Below are 22,339 nucleotides of genomic sequence, written 5' to 3'. Positions count from 1 at the left end.
CTGCTGGCGGCGAGCCTGCGGGATCGCCCGCCGATCCCGAAATCTCTAGCGTCGAAGACATGACTGAATCCCGCGTCTTCCGCCCGGTCCTCTGGCTCGTCCTGATCGCCAGCCTGGCCACCAACGCCGTAACCTCCTCCCAGGGCGCCGGCACCGTGGGCATCGCCTCCGGCCTGGTCACCCTGGCCTGCGCCATCACCCTCGGCATCCACCACTACCGCTCCCGCCGGCATTCCTGACGCGTTCTCCCGCCGACGGCCTCGGCCGGATTCGCTTGGTTACCGGCGAGGAACAAAGTACGGAGAGTGCACCCAGTCGAGCATGCTTGGATTGCTGGTCATGACCCATTCCTTGCAGTGCCGCACCGGTCACCCCGGGTCGCGCATCCTGAGCGTCGCCACGTACCGCCCGCGGACCGAGGTGGGCAACGAGACGATCGCCGCTCTGATCGACTCGAGCGACGAATGGATCCGCCGCCGCTGCGGCATCGAGTCTCGCCGACGCGCCGCCCCCGACGAGGACCTGGTCACGATGGCAGCGACAGCGGCCTCCAAAGCACTGGCGGGCGCGGGTGTCGATCCGCACGAAGTATCGGCCGTGCTGGTGGCGACAATGTCTCACCGGGGCCGTGCGCCCACCGCGGCACCCCTGGTGGCTGACGCGCTGGGCGCCACTGCGGCCGCCGCGATGGATCTGGGAGCGGCGTGCGCCGGATTCCCGTACGCACTTGCGACCGCCGACGCGCTCGTGCGCAGCGGCGCGGCTCGCTACGTGGTCCTGGTCGGCGCCGAGCGCATGACCGACATCATCGACGAGCGCGACCGCGGCACGGCTTTCCTCTTCGGTGACGGCGCGGGCGCGGTGGTCGTGGGTCCGGCGCAGACGTGTGGCATCGGTCCGGTGGTGTGGGGCGCCGACGGCTCCGGGAACGAACTGCTGCGATACGACGGGTCGGGCATCCTGCGCATGGCCGGCCCTGAGGTCTTCCGCTGGGCGACCTCCATCATTCCCGACCTGGCCAAGCGCGCCATGGACGCTGCCGGCATCACCGCGGCCGACCTGGCGGCCTTCATCCCCCACCAGGCCAACCTGCGCATCACCTCGGTCGCCGCCAAGGCCCTGGGGCTCGGCCCGCACGTCACGGTGGCCACCGACATCATCACCAACGGCAACACCGGCGCGGCTTCCATCCCTCAGGCGATGGCAGCCCTGCCCGTCACGAAGGGTCCGGCACTGCTCGTGGGCTTCGGCGCCGGCCTCTCGTACGCGGCTCAGGTCGTCGAACTGCCCTGACCTGCACGGGGTGTCGCGCTTCCCGCACAGCGACTGACGGGGAACGCTTCCGGCCGCGTCGACGAATCGTCGGCGCGGCGGGAAGTACTGCGGTGACTGTCAGTTCTTACGGATCTTGGGGTTGTCGGTCTGCGTGGAGTACCCCTTCTCGGCGTCGGCGACCGCCTCGGGGGTGAGATTGATGCCGGCGGCGACCTCGATCATCTGTTCTTTGGTCAGGCCGGTGCTGGCATCGAACTGGACGGTGAGGTAAACGTGGGGGGACTGGACGACGAAGATCTGGGTGGCCACCACCTCGGTTCCCTCCCTCGGCTCCCCCTCGTAGACGTGGACGTAGCGCACCGCGGCCGGCTTCCCGTTGAGGGTGAGCTGCTCGTCGCCGGCCGGTTCGCTGATGTATTCCTTGTTCTGCAGGTAGACCCCGATCTTGTAGGTGTAGTCCTCGGGGTCGGCCAGCTCCGGCCGGGCCGGGTCCGGAGTCTTGGCCGCCTCCGGTGCGATGAGCAGGTGGTATTCGTTCTGGCTCTGGACGAAGAACCCCTGCGGCACCGTGTCGATGGTGAACAGGCGGGGCTGCTCCCCTGCGTAGCTGACGAGCTTGATCCCGCTGGCCGCGCTGGCCGTGCTGGTGGCACTCTGTGCCGCGACGGGCGGCTTCTCGGCGGGTCCGCCGACCAGACCGGGGCCGAGCGACACCGCGGCCGCGACGGCCGCGACAGCGAACGCCGAACCGGCGGCTACCCGGACGACTCCGTTGCGCCGGACGGCGCTGCGTCCTCGAGCAAGGTCGTCCTCGATGACACCGGCCGGTGTCTCGTCGGCGGGACCGGCCAGGTGCTGCAGGCGGTTGTGAAGATCCATCATCAGATGAGTTCCTGTTCCTTGAGTCGGTTGATCGGTGCAGGCGGGTTACGTGGTGCTGCGGGCTGGTCCAGCGCCACCCGCAACTTGTCCAGCGCTCGGGCGGTCTGGCTCTTGACCGTTCCGGTCGAGCAACCCAGCACCGCCGCTGTCTCGGCAACGTCCAGTTCATGGAAGAAGCGAAGAATGACTGCGGCGCGCATCCGTCGCGGCAACTGACCCAACGCGCGGGACAGCTCCGGATCCAGGTCGACCGGTGCCGACGGTGCCGCGGCGCGGTCAGGCAGCCGATCGGACGGCCGCTCGAATCGCCACCACGAACGACGGCGTTCCCGGAGAAAAGCGTTGACCATCACCCGGCGCAGGTAGCCGTCCGGGTTGTCCGCCCGCCGGAACGCCGCCCAGGAGACGTAGAGCTTGGTCAACGCCGTCTGCACGAGATCTTCTGCCAGGTGCAGATCCCCGGCCGTCAGCAGCCGCGCGGTCTGCAACAACCACTTACGCCGATAGGCCACGAATGCGTGGAACTGCTCGTCGCGCTCGGAGCTGCCCGAGCTGCTGTTTCGTTTCACAACCACACTGACCCCCTGGCACGGCCCAAGGTTGCATGAGGCCGAGACCGGCTGAAAAAGTCTCCACCGGGTGACTGATCAGTTGCCGGGTTCGACGGTGGGTAGCCACCTCACCGGCGTCCATCCCGACCCGGCCCCGTTTCGAGTGCTCCCAGGTCACCGTGTACTTCCCGAATCGGCCAGGGGACCGGGGCATCCACACCATCCGGGACCCGGTCAGCATTCATCTGACCGCATCATGACGCTCGCCGGTATCGACCTCAGCCTGGAGGATCCAGTTACGCAGCTACTCGTGATGCACGCTCAACTGCTCGGCTGGACGCAGGATCGTCGGTCTCGGTTCTGACTCGCGTTACAGGCGCACGGCACGCGCCCTGAACTCGCCGGGGTAGTTCTTCAGTGGTGCCACGGATACTTCCTCGCCATGATCAGTCGATCATGCTTGAGAAGCTCCGCCAACCGGGGGAATAACCCCTCTGACCAGGGTTTTTGGTGGGCCGGACGTTGCACCATGCGAACCGCCCGATCATCGTCACCGGCGATCCACTGCGGGGACGTTTGGCAAGTTCAAGGGGTATTCGGCCAGCCCGTTGGCCTGATTTGTACCCGCCTTCAGCCACCTCGGAGGGCTGCGCTACCAGGCCGGGGGACCAAGATGGCGTCGCACTTCAGCCGCGAATCTGGGCACGCCGGTGCGCTGCAGAAGGACGAGGACCTCCGGCACGGTGTTCGGCGCTCGTCGGTAGGACGCGGCTTGGTGACGGAGCACGTCCATGGTCAAGCCGGGGTAGAGATCGAGTTGGTCGAGGAGGAAGTCGTCGGGGTGGATGGCCGCGATGTCGTAGGGCTTGAGGGCCGGCTCGGGGAAGTCGCGGAGGTTGAAGGTGACGATGACCTCGGCATTGGCGCGTACGGCGGCAGCCAGAACGTGCCGGTCCTTCGGATGGTTCGTCGTACCGTCGATAAGTGACTCGTAGCCAGTGACCAGGGCGTCGGGGAATGACCGGCTCATCTGGCCGATCCGCCGATCGACCCGATCCGGTGGTAGCCCACGCTCGATGAGGTTGCGACGCAGTTCGGCGAAGACGTCGGCCGACCAGAGCGGCCGGTATGCTGAGGCTTCGGCGAGTCGAAGCAGCGTGTCGCACAGGTAGGCCGGGTAGAGCACGCAGGTGTCAAGGAACGCCGGGAACGCCACCATGACCGGCTGTCACCTCGACGGCGGGGAGTCGAGAGTGATCTCGTACAGGTCGTCGTCCTCGGCATCGACGGCCATCTGGTCCAGGGCGCGGCGGCGTTCGGTGCGGGTGCGTTCGGAGTAGTCGAGGATGTCACGCAGCAGGACCCGTCGATGCCGACCGCGCAGGCTGTGCGGAATCTCGCCGTCGGTGAGCAGGCGGACCAGCGTGGGTCGTGAGATGTTGAGCAGGTCAGCGGCTTCCTGGGTGGTCAGCATCGTGTTGTGCGGGGCGATCGAGATGGCCATGCCCTGGGACAGGGCGCCGACGACGTCACGCAGCAGTTCGTAGAGTTCGGCCGGGATGTCGAGCTGCGAACCATCCGGGCCCACCAGCTTCGCTCGGGCGGGGGCCTCGGCGGCAGCCATACCGCGCGCGAAGCGCACCAGGTCGGCGGGGTTTTCCGGCGGCAGAACGGTCCGTTCACGCAGGGTGCTCGACATGGAGCCAGCATACCGCTATTCGAAAAATCCGAAAGGCCGCTACGGCTTGACGAATCCCAGCGCCCGGTAGCCGGGCATACGGCGCTGCAGCGAAACGGCAAGGATCGGCGTCGCCGGATCGTGGTAGTCATGCACCTCCGCGACGTCCTTTCCGGGCGCCGCGCGGATGACCCGGCCGGCGCACTGGACCAGCAGGCCGTCGAAGGAGATCGGCCCGGCCAGGAACAGGGTGTCGAGTACGGGTGCGTCGAAACCTTCGCCGATGAATGGCGTGGTGCCGATGACGAGGATCCCGTCGCCGCCCTTCGCCTCAGCGAGCCGGTCGACTGCAGCACGCCGATCCGCGGCGGTCAGTCCGCCCTGTAACAGGAGTGCTTGATATCCGCGATCCGCGAGGAGCGAAGCCAGAGCTTCGACATGGGCGACCCGGCGGGTCAGCACGAGACAGTTGCGCCCCTTGGTGAGGGCAGCCGCGACGTCGTCGACGATCTGGGCGTTTCGTGCTTCATCCCCGATCATGGAGCGGTGCACGGCCGCCAGTACGCCCGGTGACGACAGGTCCTACTCATCAGCCCGGAACCGGGTCTCGTGCACGAACAACAGGCGACGCGGACCGGCTTCTTACTGCCACACGGCGGCGAGCGTATCCGGGTCCTCGTCGGTCACGGTGTGCCGAACAGGGCCGAGCTGCCAGGTCACGAGTTCACCCAGGCCGTCACGGCGGGCCGGTGTCGCGGTGAGCCCGAGCCAGAACTGCGCGCCGATCCGTTTGACCGCATGGTGTCCTGGCCCCGCAGCTCCAGCAGACGCGACAACCGATGGTTCTCCGCCCGTAACCGCTCCAGCTCACGACGCAGCCGAGCGACCTCGTCGTCAGTCACCGCGTCGACGGATACCACCGGCCAATCGTCACACGCCGGTCACCGCGAACCCGACAGTCGACTCAGCCCAGCCGGGCCCGGTCGAAACGGTCGATCAGGCTCGGCTTACGGGCATGACGCTCCCTCAGCCGCGTCATCTGCTCCGCGAACTCGAAGATCTCGCCCTCCCTTACCGCCAGCGCCTGAAGATCCAGAAGCAGGGTCACCGCCGCGTCATAGTCCTTCGGACGCTTCGTCGCGATCAACTCGTCCACCTGGTTCCAAGTGCGGACCGGGTTCCGTGCCAGCTTGTCCAAGCGATGCTCGCGGGCCGCGTCGGCCGCTTCCTCACGACGCTGACGTTCGGCCGCCTCTCGCTCCCGCTTCTGTTGCTGCCGTGTAGCCCAACGTTCCTCAGCGGCAGCGAGCAAGTCCCCGGCGGTCCGTCCCTCTCCGGCAGGCGACTCCTCCGTCACACCGTGGAACCGCCGCAGCAACTCCGACCGCAGCAACCCGGCATCCCCGCGCAGCACCCGCAGCAGCACCTCGTCCTTGTCCGCGGCCGGCAGGGCCTTCACCCATCGCCGCAGTTCGACTGAGGAGGGCGCCTTCTCGTTCAACGGTCGGCTCGCCGTTGCCGCCGCGTCCAGCAGATCGGGATCCAGGCGAAGGAAGTCGGCCAAGGCCCGCAACGGCCCGCTCAGCTTCGCCAGCCCGGCCGGGACCGCAGGCTCCGGCTCTTCATCATTCAACTCACGGTTCTGCACACACAGCAGCCAGGCCAGATACAGCAGCCGCCGATCTCCGCCGGCCAGCTCCGCCCGGACCGGCACGATCGCCGCGAGCCGTCCTTCCTCGTCCCACCATTCCTCGTCGCCCTCCTCGTCCTCACTTCGAAGATCGAGGATCAGATGGGTACGGGTCGCCCAGGAAGCTGCCGAGTCGCCGACACAGAACCTCTCCGCCGTTTCCGGGTCCAGCACCGCTCGGGGCAGTCTCAACATGATCCGCCGCGTGCCCCAGTTCGCCAGATACAGGTGCGCGTCGAAGTACCGTTCCATCCACTTTGCTGGATCGGCCTTGAGATCGCCCCACTGATAATCGTTGACGAAACTCGATGACGTGATCCGCCCTCGCGACGACACCGCCCGCAACTCGCCCTGCTGCTTCGCCGTCAAAGCCTCGTCAAGCGCTACGAACTCGTAGTACTGGTACTCGCTCACTGTGCGCCCGCCCACCACCGGTACGCCTCGATCCACTGCGCACCATCCGGCACGGGATTCGGCAATGGAAGATCCAGAATCCCGATCGCCTGCCGTAGCCGGCCACAATGGCAGATCGCCACGATCCCCGACGAACGCAGATCCACCTTCCGGACCACCACCGGCACGCCGAGAACCTCGGTCTCGAACGGCACCGCCAAGTCGCCCTCAATCATGGCGAACAGGCCACTGAGCTGCTCAGGCTCGTCGTAGCAATCCACGACCGCCTCGGCGACCAAGGCATCGAGCTCGGCATCACTGAACGAAGACACCCGCGCAGGATAGAGAACCGCCTTCGGCGCCTCGCCAGCAGCCGACGACAGCGAACCACCGGGCTGCGGTTCGCATGCAAGATCAAAGTGGGCCGCCCGGGACTCGAACCCGGAACCTAAGGATTAAAAGTCCTCAGCTCTGCCATTGAGCTAGCAGCCCGCGCTGATCAGGTTACCCGACGGCCATAAGTTAGTCGGGGCAGCCTTGTCTTTCGCGGAACCTGGCACTTGGCCCGACGTGGTCGTGGCCGTGGAGTGGATCGACGAGGAGGACCGACTGCCACTCGCGGGCGGAATTCGCGAACCCCGTGCCTCGTGCTCATCGTTGGAAGGCACGTTCCCCTGATCGGAAGGTGCCTTTCCATGCGTTCCACTGTCTGTGTCGCAGCGTGTTTGCTTGTCCTCGCTGCCCCGGCACTGTCCGCCTCCGCGGCGACCCCCGTACCACCGCCGGTTTCGTTCGTCGCCGCCGGTAGCGTCCCGGTCAGGGCGGGTTTCCTGCTGGGTGACGTGACCGGTGACGGCGACCCGGATCTGGTCACCGGCTCGGCCATCTACCTTGGTGCCGCCGGTGCCACCTTCCGCAAGGGCCCCACCGTCGCCCTGCCCGGGGCGCGCTATCTGGGTGACGTGAACGGCGACGGGCGCGACGACCTGATCGCCGTCGACAGCCCCGCCGAGCTGCTGCACATCGGGTACGGCACGAGTCGGGGCACCTTCACGGCCGGCCCGGATGTCTCCGTCGACCTCGGCCCGGGCCGCCGTGACGCCGGTGCGGTCGTGGTGTCCGACTTCAACGGTGACGGTCACCCGGATCTCGCCGTCGCCCGGACGCAGAGCGGCGTGATCACGATCTTCCTCGGATCGGCCGGTGGCGTCTTCACCCGCGGCGCCGGCGTGGCGCTGACCGTCAGGCATTACATCAACGTGATCGACGCGGCTGACCTGGACCGCGACGGCCACGTCGACATCGTGGCCGATTCCAACCCGGACCACGGCGAGGGACACGGGATCGACGTCATCCGCGGCAACGGCGACGGGACCTTACAGCCCCCACGGTCCATCCTGGGAATTCCGGCGGACGAGCCACAGGTCGGCGACTTCAACGGCGACGGCAACCCGGACGTCGCCTACCGCCGGGACAACGACCTGATGATCGGGCTCGGCGACGGGCAGGGCACCTTTGCTTCCACCGTTCCGATCCCCGTGCCGGTGGCCGACCCACCGCCGTACCGCTGGTTCCCGACATTTGGAGATGTCGACGGGGACGGCCGCACGGACATTGTCGCGGCCGCTGGGACCTCCGACGCGACGGTGTTGCTGAGCCACGTCGCCGCGGACATGGAGTGCACCGCGGGCGGGGGCAGCGTGACCGTCCCGGCCGGCGCGACCATTCGTAGCGACAACCCCGTTCTGCTCCCGCCGGCCACTATCACAGTGAATGGTCGGATCATGACCGTACGGCCGGTCGCCGGCCGTTCCGGCAAGGCCGCCCTGACCGTCACGCCACCCACTGGTCCAGCGCTCTCCTTCACCGTCCGTGCCGGTGCGTCCGGGGACGACAGCATCACCGGCACGGACGGGCGTGACCTCGTCTTCCCCGGCAACGGACGGGACAAGGTCAGCACCCTCGGCGGTGACGACCTGGTCTGTGACGCAGGCGGCGACGACCGGATCACCACCGGTGCGGGCAACGACGTGGCCTCCGGCGGCGTGGGCAGCGACATCATCGTCACCAACGCGGGCACGGACACCCTGCTCGGCGGCCCCGGCGACGACAAGCTCACCGGCGGCCCCGGCGCGGACCGCTTCAGCGGCGGCGTCGGCCGCGACACCGCCGACCTCACCCCAGCACAGGGCGACACCCAGGACGGCACACTCCCCTGACAGCACGCTGACCGGCGTCCCTGAGCGCCGACAGCTCGACCAGGAGCTCCGAAAGGGCGGCCAGGTCGCAGGCGCACAGCGGGATGCGGACGGCGGACGGCTCCTCGATGGAGTACACCCGGCCGCCTTCGCCTCGTTCGCGGCCGGGTCACCCGACCTGAACGCCATCAGCGCCGCGTCCATGTCGGACTCGGTGGCATCTATGCTGCCGCGTTGTGAATGACGAGACGGCCGTGACCTTCCAAGCCCGTACCGAAGAGTGGATGTATCTGGCGATTTTTACCCGCCTGTTCCGGGCCCGAGCCTGGGCCATGGCAGGGGTCGCGTCCCTGGTCCCGATCTTCTGGCTCGTGAAAGGTGATTGGACCGGCGTCGTGATCGGCGTGGTCATTGCCGGTGGCATGGTGTTGTGGGCACCCCGCTATGCGGCCTCGATGGTGGTCAAGCGGGATCCTGCCAAGATCGGACACATCGTTGCGTACCGGGTCGACCACGACGGGATTCACACGACGGCCGGGTTCGAGACCACGTCCTGGCCCTGGTCGAGAATCACCAAAGTCGAGCAGTGGCGCGGCCAGGTGGCTTGTTTCATGGGACGGCGCCGGATCATCACCCTCCCGACCGGCTCGCTGAACGCCGATGAAAAGGCCCGGCTCCTCACTCTGCTGCACACCCGCGGTATGGCCGCCAGGTCGGCGCCCAGCGAGCTATGACCAGCCAAGGCCAGCCTCGGGGCCATCCGCTCGTTCTATAGCGGCAGTCCTGCGGCCCTGGCACACCACTCCGACCGGATTGGGTCAAAATTCGCTCACGGACGCCCTGGAACTTCGTCCTCCCGGCGACGGGTCGTAACCGTTTCGTCGTATCGAGATTTCGCTCTATCGGATACGGTCAATGATCTTCATCGGTGTCATGGGAGAGATCATGCATAAGCGCGCCATCAGGGCGATGCTCGCGGCGGGCGTGCTGGCTGCCGGGTCCGCGGCCTTCATCTACGCCGCTACCGGGTCGGCGTCGGCCGGAACCGGGCCGACCATGCTGACCGAGCAGCAGCGGCACGCGATCGGCGGCTATCACGCCGATCGGATGGTCGTCGACGGGGTGCACCAGCGACTGCTGATCGCCGACGACGTGGCGCACCGCATCCTCGCGGTCAGGTACGACGGCACGATCGCGGCTGAGGTGGCCCTCCCCGAGGGATCCAACGCCGGCGACCTTCGGCTCACGGCCGACTCGAGCCGGCTGTGGGCAACCCTCCCGGGCGCCAACCAGATCGTCTCCTGGGACGCGGCCACCCTCGGCGACGCCACGCCGTACCCGGTCGACGTCCGCGACCTCGGCCACCTCACGCTGGCCGGCGGCACACCCTGGTTCACGTACACCATGAACAACTTCGCCTCGCTCGACCCGGTCACCGGCCAGATCGCCACGCACATCATCGGCAAGGGCAACGATGCGTCGGCGTCGCCTCGGCAACCGCTGATCGCCACCAACCCGGCCGACCCGAACCAGTTGGCGCTGACCTACGCCAACACCCGGACGACGCTCTTCCGCTACGACACCAGTGGCACCATGACGGCGCCGGCCACCACCGAGACCGGCGTTCTCTCCGCGCACAATTCCCTGGAATACACTCCCGACGGCTCGATGATCTACGTGGCCGGCAGCGGCGGCGTCTACTACACCTGGGCCGACGATCTGACCACCATCTCGGCCCGCACCATCGCCCTGGACGGCGCGGCCCGGGTGGCGACCACCAACAGTTGGGTCGCGACCGGCGCCAGTGACCTGCGCCTCTTCCCGGTCGCCGAGACGGCCGCCACCCGTGAGTTCGACTTCCCCGCCGCGGCCACCGTGGTCGACCTCGGGTGGGGGACCGGCGGCGGACAGCTCTTCGCGATCACCACCGACCCGACCGGCGCGCAAAGCCTCTGGGTCATCGACCAGCCCACGTCGACACCGACGCCGACGCCGACCGCTCCGGCTAGGGTCGCGCCGGCACTGAGCCTGAACCGGAACGGGAGCGTCAACGCGTACGGCGCCACGGTGACGATGACGGCGCACCTCGGCGCCACCGACCGGAACCGGACCGTAGAGATCTGGGCCGACCCGTACGGCTCCGACCGGCCACGCACCCTGATCAAGAAGGGCGTGGTGGACGGCGCGGGCAACCTCAGCGTCAGCTACAAGCTGACCCGCAACACCACGTTCAGCGCGGTCTTCGCCGGTGACGCCCGGTACACCGCCCGGACGGTCACCTCGGCGGTGAACACCAAGGTCGCCGTCGCCACCACGGTCGCGAAGCACTACAGCGTCAAGAATTCGTACTACTACGTGCGCAAGACCCGGAACCCCACCTTCAGTACGACGATGACGCCGTACCCGGGACGTACCGAGCGGTTGACCTTCCAAAAATACGCCGGCGGCAAGTGGGTGGCGTGGAAGACCGGCACCTACAAACTGAGCTCGGCCGGCAAGTACACCTACACCCTCACCGGAACCCACCAGACCGCGGTGAAGTACCGGGTCTCGGCCGCGTACCTGACCGGCACCTCCGGCGACCGAGCCAACTACACCTCGTCCGGGGCCTGGAAGTACTTCATCTTCAGCAAATGACGCCCCGATCACCACAAGGCGGGCGGCTTCGTGGCGCCGACTCCCGTGGATGGCCATGCGGTCGTGCCCACATCTCCTCCCCGGGGGATCGGGTTTCCCATTAGCGGCTGTGCGGCCCGGCGAGTCTATCTACGCTCCACGCATGTCCAGGCAATCACTGTTCGACGGAGTCGTTTCCGTGGCCAACTCACAACTGTACGTAGTGAGCGGGGACGACTATCCGGAGGACGACCCGGTGGAGGCGTCGTTCGACGGCCAGCGCAACGGGCTGTGTGGCGCGGCCCGTCCCGGCTTCCTGCTCCTAGCGACCGGGCGTTACACCGGTGACCTGGCGTTCCTGGTCGAACGCCACGACACCGCCCCGCCGCTCGATCCACAGTGGGAGGAGGTCGTGGAGGCGTCGTTCCGTCCGGCGGCCGAGTCGGTGACGCTGGCCGAATCGGGCGCCCCGAGACACCTGCCGCTCGCGCTCGAACGCGTGGACCACCGCGTCCGGTACTGCGCAATCGGCTTCAGCGACACCATCAACGACCCGTACGACAGATCGGGCCATGAGCATCACCTGCTGCAGTTCTGGCCGGCGCCGCCGGATTCCGACCGGGTGCTGCGGGTGACCTCGCCGGAAGCGGCGGAATGGCACAAGCAATTCGGCGGCCACTAGAAGCCGTATCGCCGGCCGCGCTCGCCCCAGCTACGTGCGGGCGGGCGGGCGGGCGGGCGGGCGGTGAGTCATACAGCAGCGGCGCCCCCGACATCGGGTCTCGCACCGGGGTCCTACGGGCCAGCCTTGGCCGCGGACCGAATGGGGGATCCTCGGCCTTGCCGCGACCCCGTAACGTGCTCCCGACATCACTCCACGTTGGACCATGGAGGGCCATGTGAGGGCACGTCACGTTGCGGTGGTCACCGCTGTGCTGGTCGCGCTGGCCGGGTGCGGTGGCGCATCGGAAGCGGCCACCGACACGCCGGCCGCGAAAGCGCCGGCCGCCGCGGCGGCTACCGATTCAGATCTTCCGCCCGAGCCGGACGCCGCGACCGCCAAGGCCTATGTAGCGGCGCTGAAGAAGATCGACCCGGAGATCGTCGGTGACGACGAGGAGCGGGTGATCGGTCGCGGTCGCAACGAGTGCAGCACGGTGAAGAGCAACTCGAATGACGAGGATGAGCTCATCAAGTCGACAAATCAAAGATTCTCGACACCGGACAAACCAGACGGCTTCGGTACGAAGAAAGCGACGAAAATCCTGGCAGCGGTACGCAAATACCTCTGTCCTACCTACTGACGTTCCCGAAACGTGTCGTGGGGGCCCGTCGATGACGAGGCCCCCACGATCATTCAGTCGTTCAGTGAATGTTCCACACGCTCCGGGACGGCGCCCACGCGCTACCCGAACCGCGCGTGACCTTGCAGCTGTACTGGATGTCGTAATACGAGTAGGAGAATCGTTCCTGAGTCATACCCCGGTCCACCGTGACCGTCGACTTCTTAGGAACGGTGACTTCGATACTTTCGCCCTTCACCAACGTTTTCGACAGCGAGATCGAGCCGGTGATCTCCGCCTTGGCCTCCGCGAAGATCCAGGCCTTGGCCGACGCGGAAACGGTCGCCGACGTCCCCATCGTGTACGTGACGGTGTCCGTGATCGTGGCGGTGAGTTTCGCCGCGACGTTCCGGTTGTTCCGGACCTGGGTGCCCGACCCGTACCGGACGCTGTTCTTGGTGTTCTTGACGGTGACCGTGCGCCGCGGCACGCAGGGTCCCATGATCGGGCCGCTGGCCGCCGCCCTGCTGCCGGACTTGGCCGCGACCGGCGTGGTGGCGTCCTCCTCGACCTCGTTCACGTCGGCGAACTGCGGGTCCGCCGGGACGTCGCCGGCCTCGACCGGGTCGTTCTCCAGCTGGTCAGCCGTGGAGTAGATCGGGTTGCCATCGTTGTCGTACCCGATGACCGCCGCCTTGCCGTCCAGGGTCAGAGCAAACTTGTCACCGGCGACCGGCTGGCCATCATAGGGGCGCAGCACGTGGTCCGCGCCCAGCGTCGCGTACCCGTAGAACGTGGTGAAGATCTTCCCGGTGTCGGTGGGGCTGGTGATCAGGAGCGGGATCAGCCCGCTGGGCTCGCGGGCGGTGTCGAGGGCTTCCGGATAGGCGATCCAGGTGTCGAAGGACCCGTCCTCCCAGGAGTATCCCCACCCGATCTCCCGGGTGGCATTACTCTCACTGCCATCGCTCACCGAAACTGTGAGAACCACATCCGGAACAGGCTGCCCAGCTGAATTCTTGACGAATCCGGTCAACAGCACAGCCGGGTCGTCAGCCGCATTGGCAACAGAAGGTGCAGCAGCCACGACGCACATCGCCGACACTAAAACGGCAACACAACGTCGCGCCACCACGGCGCTATTCTTGAACAAGACTTCCCCCGTCCAGTCCGATACGTCGGCCACGTGAACGCCGGCGCTTTTGGTGTCGCCATCTTGAGTCGCCGCAACGATGGACGTCAAGGTTTCGGGGACCACCCCGGCGCGGATGCGGAATTCAGCAAAAGAATTTGATCAAGCCGCTCGGGCCTCCCATTGCTACCGATGCCGGTTCCCCGGGTTCAGCTCCCACTCCCCCTGCCGCGACGGGCTGCGGCCGCAGAAGCCCGGTGTGACGCCGCATCCATAGTGGAACCACCTTGCCTGTTCGGTTCGCCGTCATACTTGATCGATGTTGATCACCAGGCCGATGGTTGCCGGAGCAGTGGTCGCCCTTGCCGGCCATGGCCTTGCGGTCGTAGCCACAATCGCCGTCGCTGTCGCCGCCGCCGGCGGCACGGACGTCGACCTGGACGCCGGGGGGAGATTCGCGGCCGTGGTCTTCATGGCTTGCACTTATGGCGTCGCCCAGATGATCTTGTTGGTCGTCTGCGTCGCATCGTGGAGCCGCCTCGGCTCCGGATCCTTGCCGGGCATCCTCACCGGTTGGGTTCTGGGCATGGCAGCGACCATGTTCTACCTGTGCGGAGGGTTCGGCACCTGAAACTGTGGCGGATCGGCTGAACCGATCCGGGTCCGGGCGCTCTACGTTGACGGGATGCCTGAGACGTTCGAGGTCGACCGGGTCGACCGCATCGCGGACATCCTTTTCGGCGTCGCGACGGCGAAGGGACTGATCGGCTACGGCCCACTCGCGAAGCGGGTGGCCACCCGGGCGGATTTCCTCAGCCAACCACTGGACAAGGTCTCCCGCCGAGCGTTCGACAAGGGTGAGCCCTTGTGGAGCGCGCTGGTCGTCTCCCGCCGCACCGACCGGCCGAAGTTGCGCTTCTACGGCCTGGCCCGAACGATCCGGCCCGAATATGCCGCGCTGGGCGACGAAGAACTGTGGGCGCAGGAACGCGACCGCTGCTACAAAGCGGCCTCCTGAAGCCACGGTCACGGTCACCAGCTACGGCATGAGGTTCGGTTTCTTGACGGTGGCCGCCCATCGGGCCAGGAGTAGCAGGACTGCCACCTCGGCCAGACCCAGGATCCGTTCGACCGTGCCGAGCGGGATGGCTCGCCACCAGCGCACCCCCGTCCAAGGCTCGGACAGCAACGCCCAGAGGATCGGGGTGAAGCAGACCAGCGCGCCCACCCCCGCCACGACAACGAGCAGCCGCCGCCGGGGCAAGCCGGCCAGAATCGCGGCGACCGGCAGGCTCAGAAATGCCACCACGCTGGCCACCCGGTGGATGTCGCCACCGACTGACGGGCCCGCGCACCACCCGGCTGGGTTTCTTCGAGATCGTCTTCCGGGGTGGGAAGGTCTCCTACCGGCAGCGGGAGACGCTCGATCTGCCGTCGACGTTCACACTGCGCGACGGCACGTCCTGGACCCCGTGTGAGGATCCGGGTGAGGGCCCGCAGATCGAGGGCATGGTCATCGATCCGCGGAGCAACGTGCTGTACGCGAGCCAGGAAGATGTCGCCCTCTGGCGGATCGACCTGCGCACCAAGCGCCGCACCGCCGTCGAGTACGTAGCCGAGTTCGGCGCCCCCTACGACGCCGACTGCGCACCAACCGGCCCGGGTGAAGGCGGCCGGATCCACGCCGATGTCGAAGGCGCCACGATCCACGGCGACTACCTGCTCGCGTCGAGCCAGGGTGACAGCCGTTTCTACGTCTACGACCGGCGCACGAACCGCCCGTTGACCAGCTTCGTCGTGACCGACGGCGCGAGGACCGACGGCGTCCAGCACTCGGACGGCGCCGCCGCGGTCAGCACGCCACTGCCCGGCTACCCGGCCGGCCTACTCGTCCTGCACGACGGCGAGAACACCCCGGATGACGGCCGGGTCAGCACCGGATTCAAGTACGTGGACTGGCGCCGGCCCGGGCTGGCATAGCCGCCAGGAATCCCTCGACCGACACTGACCAGGGAAACTGTTCGGCGCGCGCCCGGGCCGCGATCCGCCGGCCCGGGCGTTCGAGCAGCACCTGGACGGCCCGTGCCATCGAGCGGCCGTCGGTGCCCGCCCGCCCGGCGGACCCGATGACCTCGGGGAGCGCGCTCGCGGCGTGCACCACTGCCGGCGTACCCGATGCCAGGGCCTCCAACGCACCCAGCCCGAACGTCTCGATCGGTCCCGGCGCGACAGCGACGTCCGCCGTCGCGAGCAGCGCGGCCAGCTCCGCTCTGTCCCGCAGATGCCCGAGGAACCGCACCGGCAGGCCACGCTCCGCCGCCTCGGCCTGCAAAGACGGCCGCAGCGGACCGCCACCGGCAACGACCAGCACTGCCGGAACACCCCAGGACCGCAGCGCGGCGACCGCATCGAGCGACAACCGCGGCCGTTTCTCCGCCGACAAGCGCCCGCAATGCACCACCAGGACGTTACTCTCGGCCGCCCAGCGCCGCCTCAGCGCGGGGTCATGGCGGTCAGGCGAGAACAAATCAAGATCCACTCCGAGGGGTACGCGCGCCACGTCGCGAATCCCCAGACGCTCGAACTCCGCGGCGGCCCAGCCCGTGGTCGCCAGGATCCGATCGAACTGCGCGGCGCTGCGGGCGTTGAGCCGGTCGGCCACCCAGCGGGCCTGACCCGCTCCGAACAGCCGAAACAGCCCGTCCAAGCTTACATGCGAGACCATCATGGACGGTACGCCGTACGAGCGCGCCCACCGTCCCACCCACCGCAGCGTGCTGCGATGGGAGACCTCGAGCTGGTCGGGTCGCAGCCCTCGCAGCGTGTCGGCGAGCCGGGCCCGGTCGATCAGCACCCGGTACCCGCCCATCCCGGGCACCTCGGGCCCCGGCAACGTGATGACCAGCCCCTGCGACGTCTCGGTCTCGCTGTACCGGATCCCCGGATGCACCAGCACCGCCTCATGCCCGGCCCGCTGATACCCGGCCCCGAGCTCCCGCAGCGCAACCCGCAACCTACCCGACCGCTCAGTAATGAAGTTCGCCAACCGCACGATTCTCATGCCGGCACCAGCGTCCGGGAGAGAGCCGCTTCGTAGTGGGTGATCAGCTCGTCGCCGACAGCGGCCCAGGTGCGGCCCTCGATCGCGACGCGGCCCGCGGCCCCGAGCAGCGCCCGCCGCTCCGGGTCCTCGACCAGGCCCGCGATCGCCGTGGTGAACCCGTCGGCCCGGAACGGCGGCACCAGATGACCGGTCCGCCCCTCGTGCACCAGGTCCAGCGGCCCACCCGCGGCCGGCGCCACCACCGGCAGCCCGCTCGCCATCGCCTCCTGGATCGCCTGCCCGAACGTCTCGTACGGCCCGGTGTGCGCGAACACGTCCAGGCTCGCGTAGATCCGGGCCAGCTGGTCACCGTGCCGGGCACCGAGGAAGACCGCGTCCGGCAGCGCCCGCCGCAACGTGGCCGCGTTCGGGCCGTCGCCGACCACGACCAGCCGTACCCCGGGAAGCCGGCTCGTCGCCGCCAGCAGCTCGACCTGTTTCTCGACCGCGAGCCGTCCCACGAACCCGACCAGCGTCTCGCCGTCCGGGGCCAGCGCCCGCCGGATCGCCGCACTGCGCCGCCGCGGGTGGAACCGCACGTCGTCGACCCCGCGCCGCCACAGGTGGACCCGCCGCACCCCGTGCGCGCCCAGCGCCGCCACCGACTCGGTCGACGGGGCCAAGGTCCGGAACGAGGAGTTGTGCACCGCCCGGATCCAGGCCCAGGCCGCGTTCTCGGTCATGCCGACCCGGCCTCGGCAACGAGGGGATCCGGACCACGGGATAGGGCAGCGCGGGAATCTTCTCCCCCGCCGCGCGCGGCGCGACGACGAGCGGCTCGTGTCCACGCCGCAGCAGGTGTTCGGCCGCCCGCACCACCGAATGGGCGACCCCGTTCACGTCCGGCAGGAAGGACTCCGTCACCAGGGCGATTCGCATGCGCTGAGAATGATCGGCGGTCGAGGCCCGTAAGAGGTGCGGGTCATGGCCGGGAAGGGAACTCGCGGCGACAAGAACGCTGTTCGCCCGTGCTTCCCCTGGCGTTTCCCGTTCCTCGGCGACAGTGATCTTCGTGGAACGACGTCATCTTCTCCGCGCGGCCGTTGCCGCGCCCCTGCTCGCCGCGCCGCTGCCGTTCAGCGAGCTCGCTTCCGCCTCCCCCAAGGAGAACGCGGACACCCGTTTCGCCCTTGCGGTGCTGCCGGACACCCAGTACCTCTTCGATGCGGACAGCTCCGACCCGGCACCGTTGCGCGAGACGTTCCGGTACCTCACCGAGGAACGGTCGGTCGCGTTCATGACGCACCTCGGTGACGTCACCGAACACGGCACCGAATACGAGATCAAGCTCGCCAGCGAGACGTTCAAGCGGATCGACGGCAAGCTCCCGTACAGCGTTCTCGCCGGTAATCACGATGTCAGCGGCGACGACCAGCGCGGGAGTACCGCGTACCTGAAGGCTTTCGGCCCGTCGCGTTTCGCCCGGATGAAAACGTTCGCCGGCGCTTCCCCGGACGGCTACAACAGCGCCCACGTGCTGACCGCGGGCGGCCGCCAATGGCTGATCCTCGCGCTCGACTGGCGCATTTCCGACGCCGGTCTCGCCTGGGCGCAGGGCGTCCTCAAGGCTCATCCCCGCGTTCCGGCGATCGTCACCACCCACGACCTGGCCTACGCCGACGACGCCGGGGTGGCCGCTCTCTCGGGCAACGGCCAGCGTATGTGGGACCGGCTCATCACCAAGAACGACCAGATCTTCCTGACCCTGAACGGCCACTACTGGCCGCCCGGTCGCACCGTGCTCAAGAACGACGCCGGAAACGACGTCCACGTGCACATCACCAATTACCAGGACCGCTATTACGGCGGCGCGGCGATGATCCGGACGTACACGTTCGACATGGCCCGCAGCACCATCGACGTCGAGACGTTCTCGCCGTGGTTCCTCAGCAAGAAGGAATCCGAGCGCACCCCGCTCGAGGCCGAGACCCTGGAACTCACCGGCCCGGCCGACCGGTTCAGCATCGACCTCGATTTCGACGTACGGTTCGCCGGTTTCGCCCCGCCTGTTCTCCCGGCTCCCCGGCCGGCTTCCGCGGTCGTCGACCGGCACACGGTCGCCTACTGGCGATTCGACGGCGCCGGCCAGACGGTCACCGACGGCTCCCGGGTGCGAGACCTGAGCGGGCACGACAACGACCTTTATGTACGCCGACTGGCGAACAGTGGCCCGGAAACGCTGACCCTCTCCACGGAACACCACGAGGGCCAGCCCGCTCACGCCAGTCTCCGTTTCGACGGCGGCAAGAACCCCGACCACGGAGCCATTCTGCGTACGGGCGACCAGGCCCCGTTGAACAGCATGAAATTCCTCGGCGGCTACACCATCGAACTGTTCGTCAAACTGCCCGAGCCGTTCGAGGGCGATCACGCGTGGATGGGCCTGTTCAACTGGGAGGGCCGGATGGGCGACGCGGGCAAGACCAACGGCTACGACCCGCTCGAACCGACCTGCAGCATGAGCCTCTCGGGTGAGCGTTTCCTGCAGTACGTCGTCTATCCGCACGTCGAGGACGCCAGCCCCACCTCGTGGAGCCACGCCCTGCCCGTCGGCCGGTGGATGCACGTCGCGGTCGTCAACAACGGCAGCCGGACCACCGTCTACATCGACGGCTCGAAGATCGCCCGCAACCCGGCCCAGCCGTCGCACGGCATCGCCACCCTCGGCCGCCCGTTCGTCCTCGGCGCCCAGTCCTACGACCTGCGGTACGGCCAGGGCTTCTACGGCTGGATCGGCGACGTCCGCATCACAGACCGGGCATTGCGCCCCAAACAGTTCCTGCGCGCCTGACCTTCGCGCGTCGTAGGGTCGGGGTATGGCGACAACCGTGACCCGCCCGCTCGCGGACGCGCTCCCCGACCTCGACTTCGTCACCGACCCCGATGTCCTGGCCGCACTCAGCCACGACGACGCCGAGTGGGCACCGGTCGGCAGCGCCCTCGCCGCCGTGCGCCCCCGCACCACGGCGCAGGTCCAGGCGGTCGTGGCGGAATGCGCCGCCCGTGGCATCCCGGTCGTCACCCGCGGCGCCGGCACCGGCCTGTCCGGCGGTGCCAACGCGGTCGACGGCTGCCTCGTGCTCGACCTGTCGAAGATGAACCGGATCCTCGAGATCGACCCCGACAACATGATCGCCGTGGTCCAGCCCGGCGTCGTCAACAACGACCTCAAAGCCGCCGTCGCCGAGCACGGCCTCTGGTATCCCCCGGACCCGGCCAGCGCCCCCTGGTCCACCATCGGCGGCAACGTCTCCACCAACGCCGGCGGCCTCTGCTGCCTCAAATACGGCGTGACCCGTGACTACGTGCTCGGTCTCGAGGCCGTCGTGGGCGGGCCCGCCGGTTCCTACGGCACCCCGGTCCGCCTCGGCCACCGCACCACCAAAGGCGTCGCCGGGTACGACATGGTCGGCCTGTTCGTCGGGTCGGAAGGCACCCTGGGCGTCATCACCGAGATCACCCTGCGACTGCGGCCGGCGCGCGCGGAGGCACCTCGTACGGTGGTCGGCGCTTTCGGCAGCATCGTGGCCGCCGGCAACGCGGTCGCCGCGACCACCCGCCTGGGTCTGCTGCCCACCGCCCTCGAACTCCTGGACCGGGCGTGTCTGCAAGCGGTCGAGGAATGGAAGCATCTCGGCCTGTCCGCCACCGCGGAAGCCCTGCTCCTGGCCCAGATCGATACTCCCGGCCAGGCCGGCGACGACGAGGCCGCGGCCCTGACCCGCTGTTTCCTGGACGCCGGCGCAGAATGGGCCGAACAGTCCACCGACGAATTCGAGGCCGAAGCGCTGTTCTCCGCCCGGCGCCTCGCCTACCCCGCACTGGAACGCCTCGGCCCGGTCCTCACCGAGGACGTGTGCGTGCCCCGCTCCGCGGTCCCCCGCATGCTCGCCACGATCGAGGAGATCGCGGCCCGGCACCAGGTGGCCATCGCGACGATCGCCCACGCCGGCGACGGAAACCTGCACCCCCTCATCCGTACGCCATCCGGGGACGAGCAGGCGCGAGCGTCAGCCCAGGCGGCCTTCGAGGAAATGTTGACGGCGGCGATCGCCCTGGGCGGCACGGTGACCGGGGAGCATGGGGTCGGCCTGCTCAAACGGGCCGGACTGCGCCAGGAGCAGGAACCCGCGGTGCTGGCCATGCAGCAGGCGGTCAAGCAAACGCTGGATCCACTGAACCTCTTCAATCCGGGAAAGGTCCTCGGCGATCCCGCTCAGGTGGTCGACGTCACACTCTGACGGGGCTAGGCTTGCGCTCCGGCAAACGTCGGGTGACGGAAGGCAGACCATGTCGAACACCGCGGTCGACGTCCGAACCGACCACGACGGCAGCATCGTGGTCCAGCCCCACGGCGCGATGGACCTCGACTGTGCGGTTCACTTCCGCCAGATCCTCGTCCATACGGTACGAAGGGTCCGCCCCCTGCGCCTGATCCTCGACCTGACCGACGTCCCCGACATGGACCCCATCAACCTGGGCACCCTGGCCGCCCTCTGTGACCTGGCCGACGACCACCAGGTAGCCGTCTTCATGGAACACTCGTCGGCGACGATGGCCACCCAGCTCACCGCCGCCGGAGTCCCACCACAACGTCTCCGCCCCCGGCCGTCTCACCCTCTCGTGACGGTGAGGTCGGAAACCCCCGCGGCGGCGTCGATGTCGAACCGATCCTGAGCCACGTCCCACCCCGGCGCCGAAAACACGGTGCCGCCGGCCACCCCGGAATGGCTGACCCCGTCAACGGTGACCACCGCGGCACCCTGCCGAGCAGTGACCCGAACCGGCGCAGCCCCACCCAGGTGAACCACCATCCGGCCGGCCCCACCGCTCATGGTCACCCGCTGTGTGCCCGAGGCAGCCGGCAGAACGATCTCCGCCCGGCTGGTCCCGGCACTGAGCTCCACATCCCCACCAGGCCCACCACTGAGATCAACGGCCTGCTCACTGGCGCCCCCGGCCAACCGGATCTGCCACCTAACGTCCCGCGCCAGCACCACGGTCACCATTGCCGGACCAGAAAGCCCACTGCCCCGGAGCCCGGCCAGCACGGTGTTCCCGTCAACGGCAACCGACGGCGCGACCTTCGAATCAGCCGGTGTGGCGACACTGAAGAGGTCACCACCGAGGTCGCCCAGGCTGACCCGCACAATATCGGCCCCGTCGACGAGCTGAAAGACCGACGGCGTAGCCGAATACCCGGAGCCGCCCCGCACCTCATGGCCGGCTTCACCCGGGCTGGCCTGCCCGACCCCGTCAGCCTCGGAAGGCTCATATCCGGGCCGATGAGCGGGGTTGTGATCCCGTCCACCGTCATCAGCCACAGAACACCCGCCGACAGCCACGATCGCAGCGACCAAGCCCACCCGCAGCACCCACAAGCGCAGCACCCGGACAATCATGACCGTCTCTTACCCGTACGCCCGATCGTCCACACGACCAGCAAACGCAGAAACGCCCGTCCGAACCTGGTTAAAGGTTCGGACGGGCGTTCCGTCACGTTGAGTCCGGCGGCGTCCTACTCTCCCACACCCTCCC

The 22,339-nt window shown here is 68.1% G+C and carries 24 protein-coding genes, 1 tRNA gene and 1 pseudogene; 13 read left to right on the top strand and 13 right to left on the bottom strand.

Annotation, left to right across the window (positions count from 1 at the left end; genetic code table 11):
* Positions 1 to 59: 59 nt before the first annotated feature.
* Both ACIA6A_RS40695 and ACIA6A_RS40690 read left to right on the top strand, forming a co-directional pair.
* Positions 60 to 239: a hypothetical protein gene (locus ACIA6A_RS40695; protein ID WP_396103506.1), complete on the top strand. Its 180-nt coding sequence runs from the start codon at positions 60 to 62 to the stop codon at positions 237 to 239.
* A 100-nt stretch (positions 240 to 339) separates the two neighbouring features.
* Entirely contained in the window at positions 340 to 1,293 is a 954-nt protein-coding gene (locus ACIA6A_RS40690; protein ID WP_396103505.1) for a beta-ketoacyl-ACP synthase 3, read from the top strand.
* Between the two features lie 99 nt (positions 1,294 to 1,392).
* On the opposite strand, the gene ACIA6A_RS40685 is transcribed toward ACIA6A_RS40690, so the two are convergent.
* From ACIA6A_RS40685 to ACIA6A_RS40650, 8 genes are all read right to left on the bottom strand, one after another.
* Positions 1,393 to 2,157, bottom strand: a complete 765-nt coding sequence (locus tag ACIA6A_RS40685) for a hypothetical protein (protein WP_396103504.1) — start codon at positions 2,155 to 2,157, stop codon at positions 1,393 to 1,395.
* Complete coding sequence (locus ACIA6A_RS40680) at positions 2,157 to 2,726, bottom strand: SigE family RNA polymerase sigma factor (protein ID WP_396103503.1); 570 nt, start codon at positions 2,724 to 2,726, stop codon at positions 2,157 to 2,159. Before ACIA6A_RS40680 ends, ACIA6A_RS40685 begins: the two co-directional genes overlap by 1 nt.
* Before the next feature lie 634 nt (positions 2,727 to 3,360).
* Positions 3,361 to 3,927 carry a PIN domain-containing protein gene (locus ACIA6A_RS40675; protein ID WP_396103502.1) on the bottom strand — a complete coding sequence of 189 codons (567 nt, stop codon included), beginning with the start codon at positions 3,925 to 3,927 and terminating at the stop codon, positions 3,361 to 3,363.
* A 9-nt stretch (positions 3,928 to 3,936) separates the two neighbouring features.
* Complete coding sequence (locus ACIA6A_RS40670; RefSeq protein ID WP_396103501.1) at positions 3,937 to 4,407, bottom strand: helix-turn-helix domain-containing protein; 471 nt, start codon at positions 4,405 to 4,407, stop codon at positions 3,937 to 3,939.
* Between the two features lie 39 nt (positions 4,408 to 4,446).
* Positions 4,447 to 4,926, bottom strand: a complete 480-nt coding sequence (locus tag ACIA6A_RS40665) for a DEAD/DEAH box helicase (protein WP_396103500.1) — start codon at positions 4,924 to 4,926, stop codon at positions 4,447 to 4,449.
* A 424-nt stretch (positions 4,927 to 5,350) separates the two neighbouring features.
* Positions 5,351 to 6,490, bottom strand: a complete 1,140-nt coding sequence (locus ACIA6A_RS40660; RefSeq protein WP_396103499.1) for a hypothetical protein — start codon at positions 6,488 to 6,490, stop codon at positions 5,351 to 5,353.
* Positions 6,487 to 6,801, bottom strand: a complete 315-nt coding sequence (locus ACIA6A_RS40655) for a hypothetical protein (RefSeq protein ID WP_396103498.1) — start codon at positions 6,799 to 6,801, stop codon at positions 6,487 to 6,489. The genes ACIA6A_RS40660 and ACIA6A_RS40655 overlap by 4 nt, the downstream gene beginning before the upstream one ends.
* Before the next feature lie 88 nt (positions 6,802 to 6,889).
* A tRNA-Lys gene (locus ACIA6A_RS40650) sits at positions 6,890 to 6,961 on the bottom strand.
* A 203-nt stretch (positions 6,962 to 7,164) separates the two neighbouring features.
* Here ACIA6A_RS40650 and ACIA6A_RS40645 point away from each other — a divergent pair.
* The 5 genes from ACIA6A_RS40645 to ACIA6A_RS40625 all read left to right on the top strand — a co-directional run bounded on the left by ACIA6A_RS40645 (position 7,165) and on the right by ACIA6A_RS40625 (position 12,587).
* Entirely contained in the window at positions 7,165 to 8,688 is a 1,524-nt protein-coding gene (locus ACIA6A_RS40645) for an FG-GAP-like repeat-containing protein (protein ID WP_396103497.1), read from the top strand.
* Positions 8,689 to 8,903: 215 nt separating this feature from the next.
* Positions 8,904 to 9,401: a YcxB family protein gene (locus tag ACIA6A_RS40640; protein ID WP_396103496.1), complete on the top strand. Its 498-nt coding sequence runs from the start codon at positions 8,904 to 8,906 to the stop codon at positions 9,399 to 9,401.
* Positions 9,402 to 9,612: 211 nt separating this feature from the next.
* Entirely contained in the window at positions 9,613 to 11,304 is a 1,692-nt protein-coding gene (locus tag ACIA6A_RS40635) for a hypothetical protein (RefSeq protein WP_396103495.1), read from the top strand.
* Between the two features lie 178 nt (positions 11,305 to 11,482).
* Positions 11,483 to 11,965, top strand: a complete 483-nt coding sequence (locus ACIA6A_RS40630; RefSeq protein ID WP_396103494.1) for a hypothetical protein — start codon at positions 11,483 to 11,485, stop codon at positions 11,963 to 11,965.
* A 217-nt stretch (positions 11,966 to 12,182) separates the two neighbouring features.
* A complete protein-coding gene (locus ACIA6A_RS40625; RefSeq protein WP_396103493.1) occupies positions 12,183 to 12,587 on the top strand; it encodes a hypothetical protein in 405 nt (134 codons plus the stop codon).
* Between the two features lie 61 nt (positions 12,588 to 12,648).
* On the opposite strand, the gene ACIA6A_RS40620 is transcribed toward ACIA6A_RS40625, so the two are convergent.
* Complete coding sequence (locus ACIA6A_RS40620) at positions 12,649 to 13,539, bottom strand: hypothetical protein (protein WP_396103492.1); 891 nt, start codon at positions 13,537 to 13,539, stop codon at positions 12,649 to 12,651.
* 478 nt (positions 13,540 to 14,017) lie between these two features.
* Here ACIA6A_RS40620 and ACIA6A_RS40615 point away from each other — a divergent pair, with 478 nt between their 5' ends.
* Both ACIA6A_RS40615 and ACIA6A_RS40610 read left to right on the top strand, forming a co-directional pair.
* The gene (locus ACIA6A_RS40615) at positions 14,018 to 14,329 is read left to right on the top strand and encodes a hypothetical protein (protein ID WP_396103491.1); all 312 of its coding nucleotides are present in this window, start codon (positions 14,018 to 14,020) and stop codon (positions 14,327 to 14,329) included.
* Between the two features lie 54 nt (positions 14,330 to 14,383).
* Entirely contained in the window at positions 14,384 to 14,716 is a 333-nt protein-coding gene (locus ACIA6A_RS40610; RefSeq protein WP_396103490.1) for a hypothetical protein, read from the top strand.
* Between the two features lie 21 nt (positions 14,717 to 14,737).
* Here the strand turns inward: ACIA6A_RS40610 and ACIA6A_RS40605 are convergent, their stop codons facing one another.
* A complete protein-coding gene (locus ACIA6A_RS40605) occupies positions 14,738 to 15,007 on the bottom strand; it encodes a hypothetical protein (protein ID WP_396103489.1) in 270 nt (89 codons plus the stop codon).
* On the opposite strand from ACIA6A_RS40605, the gene ACIA6A_RS40600 reads away from it, so the two are divergent.
* Entirely contained in the window at positions 14,998 to 15,678 is a 681-nt protein-coding gene (locus ACIA6A_RS40600) for a phytase (RefSeq protein WP_396103488.1), read from the top strand. The two genes, ACIA6A_RS40605 and ACIA6A_RS40600, sit on opposite strands and share 10 nt — an antisense overlap.
* Here ACIA6A_RS40600 and ACIA6A_RS40595 read toward each other — a convergent pair.
* Both ACIA6A_RS40595 and ACIA6A_RS40590 read right to left on the bottom strand, forming a co-directional pair.
* Entirely contained in the window at positions 15,641 to 16,759 is a 1,119-nt protein-coding gene (locus tag ACIA6A_RS40595; protein WP_396103487.1) for a glycosyltransferase, read from the bottom strand. The two genes, ACIA6A_RS40600 and ACIA6A_RS40595, sit on opposite strands and share 38 nt — an antisense overlap.
* A pseudogene (locus ACIA6A_RS40590) lies at positions 16,756 to 17,680 on the bottom strand (glycosyltransferase). The gene ACIA6A_RS40595 and the pseudogene ACIA6A_RS40590 overlap by 4 nt, the downstream one beginning before the upstream one ends.
* 133 nt (positions 17,681 to 17,813) lie before the next feature.
* Between ACIA6A_RS40590 and ACIA6A_RS40585 the strand changes: the two are divergent.
* The 3 genes from ACIA6A_RS40585 to ACIA6A_RS40575 are packed head-to-tail and all read left to right on the top strand — an operon-like array spanning position 17,814 to position 21,478.
* Complete coding sequence (locus ACIA6A_RS40585) at positions 17,814 to 19,592, top strand: LamG-like jellyroll fold domain-containing protein (RefSeq protein WP_396103486.1); 1,779 nt, start codon at positions 17,814 to 17,816, stop codon at positions 19,590 to 19,592.
* Between the two features lie 25 nt (positions 19,593 to 19,617).
* On the top strand, positions 19,618 to 21,042 hold the full coding sequence (locus ACIA6A_RS40580; protein WP_396103485.1) for an FAD-binding oxidoreductase: 1,425 nt from the start codon (positions 19,618 to 19,620) through the stop codon (positions 21,040 to 21,042).
* 49 nt (positions 21,043 to 21,091) lie between these two features.
* A complete protein-coding gene (locus ACIA6A_RS40575; protein WP_396103484.1) occupies positions 21,092 to 21,478 on the top strand; it encodes an STAS domain-containing protein in 387 nt (128 codons plus the stop codon).
* Here the strand turns inward: ACIA6A_RS40575 and ACIA6A_RS40570 are convergent.
* Positions 21,415 to 22,203 (bottom strand): hypothetical protein, encoded by a 789-nt coding sequence (locus ACIA6A_RS40570; RefSeq protein WP_396103483.1) that lies wholly within the window; start codon positions 22,201 to 22,203, stop codon positions 21,415 to 21,417. The genes ACIA6A_RS40575 and ACIA6A_RS40570 overlap by 64 nt on opposite strands.
* Positions 22,204 to 22,339 lie beyond the last annotated feature (136 nt).

The organism is Actinoplanes sp. NPDC051494, assembly GCF_044454705.1.
Lineage (GTDB): Bacteria > Actinomycetota > Actinomycetes > Mycobacteriales > Micromonosporaceae > Actinoplanes.
This window is presented reverse-complemented; position numbering and strand designations above follow the sequence as displayed.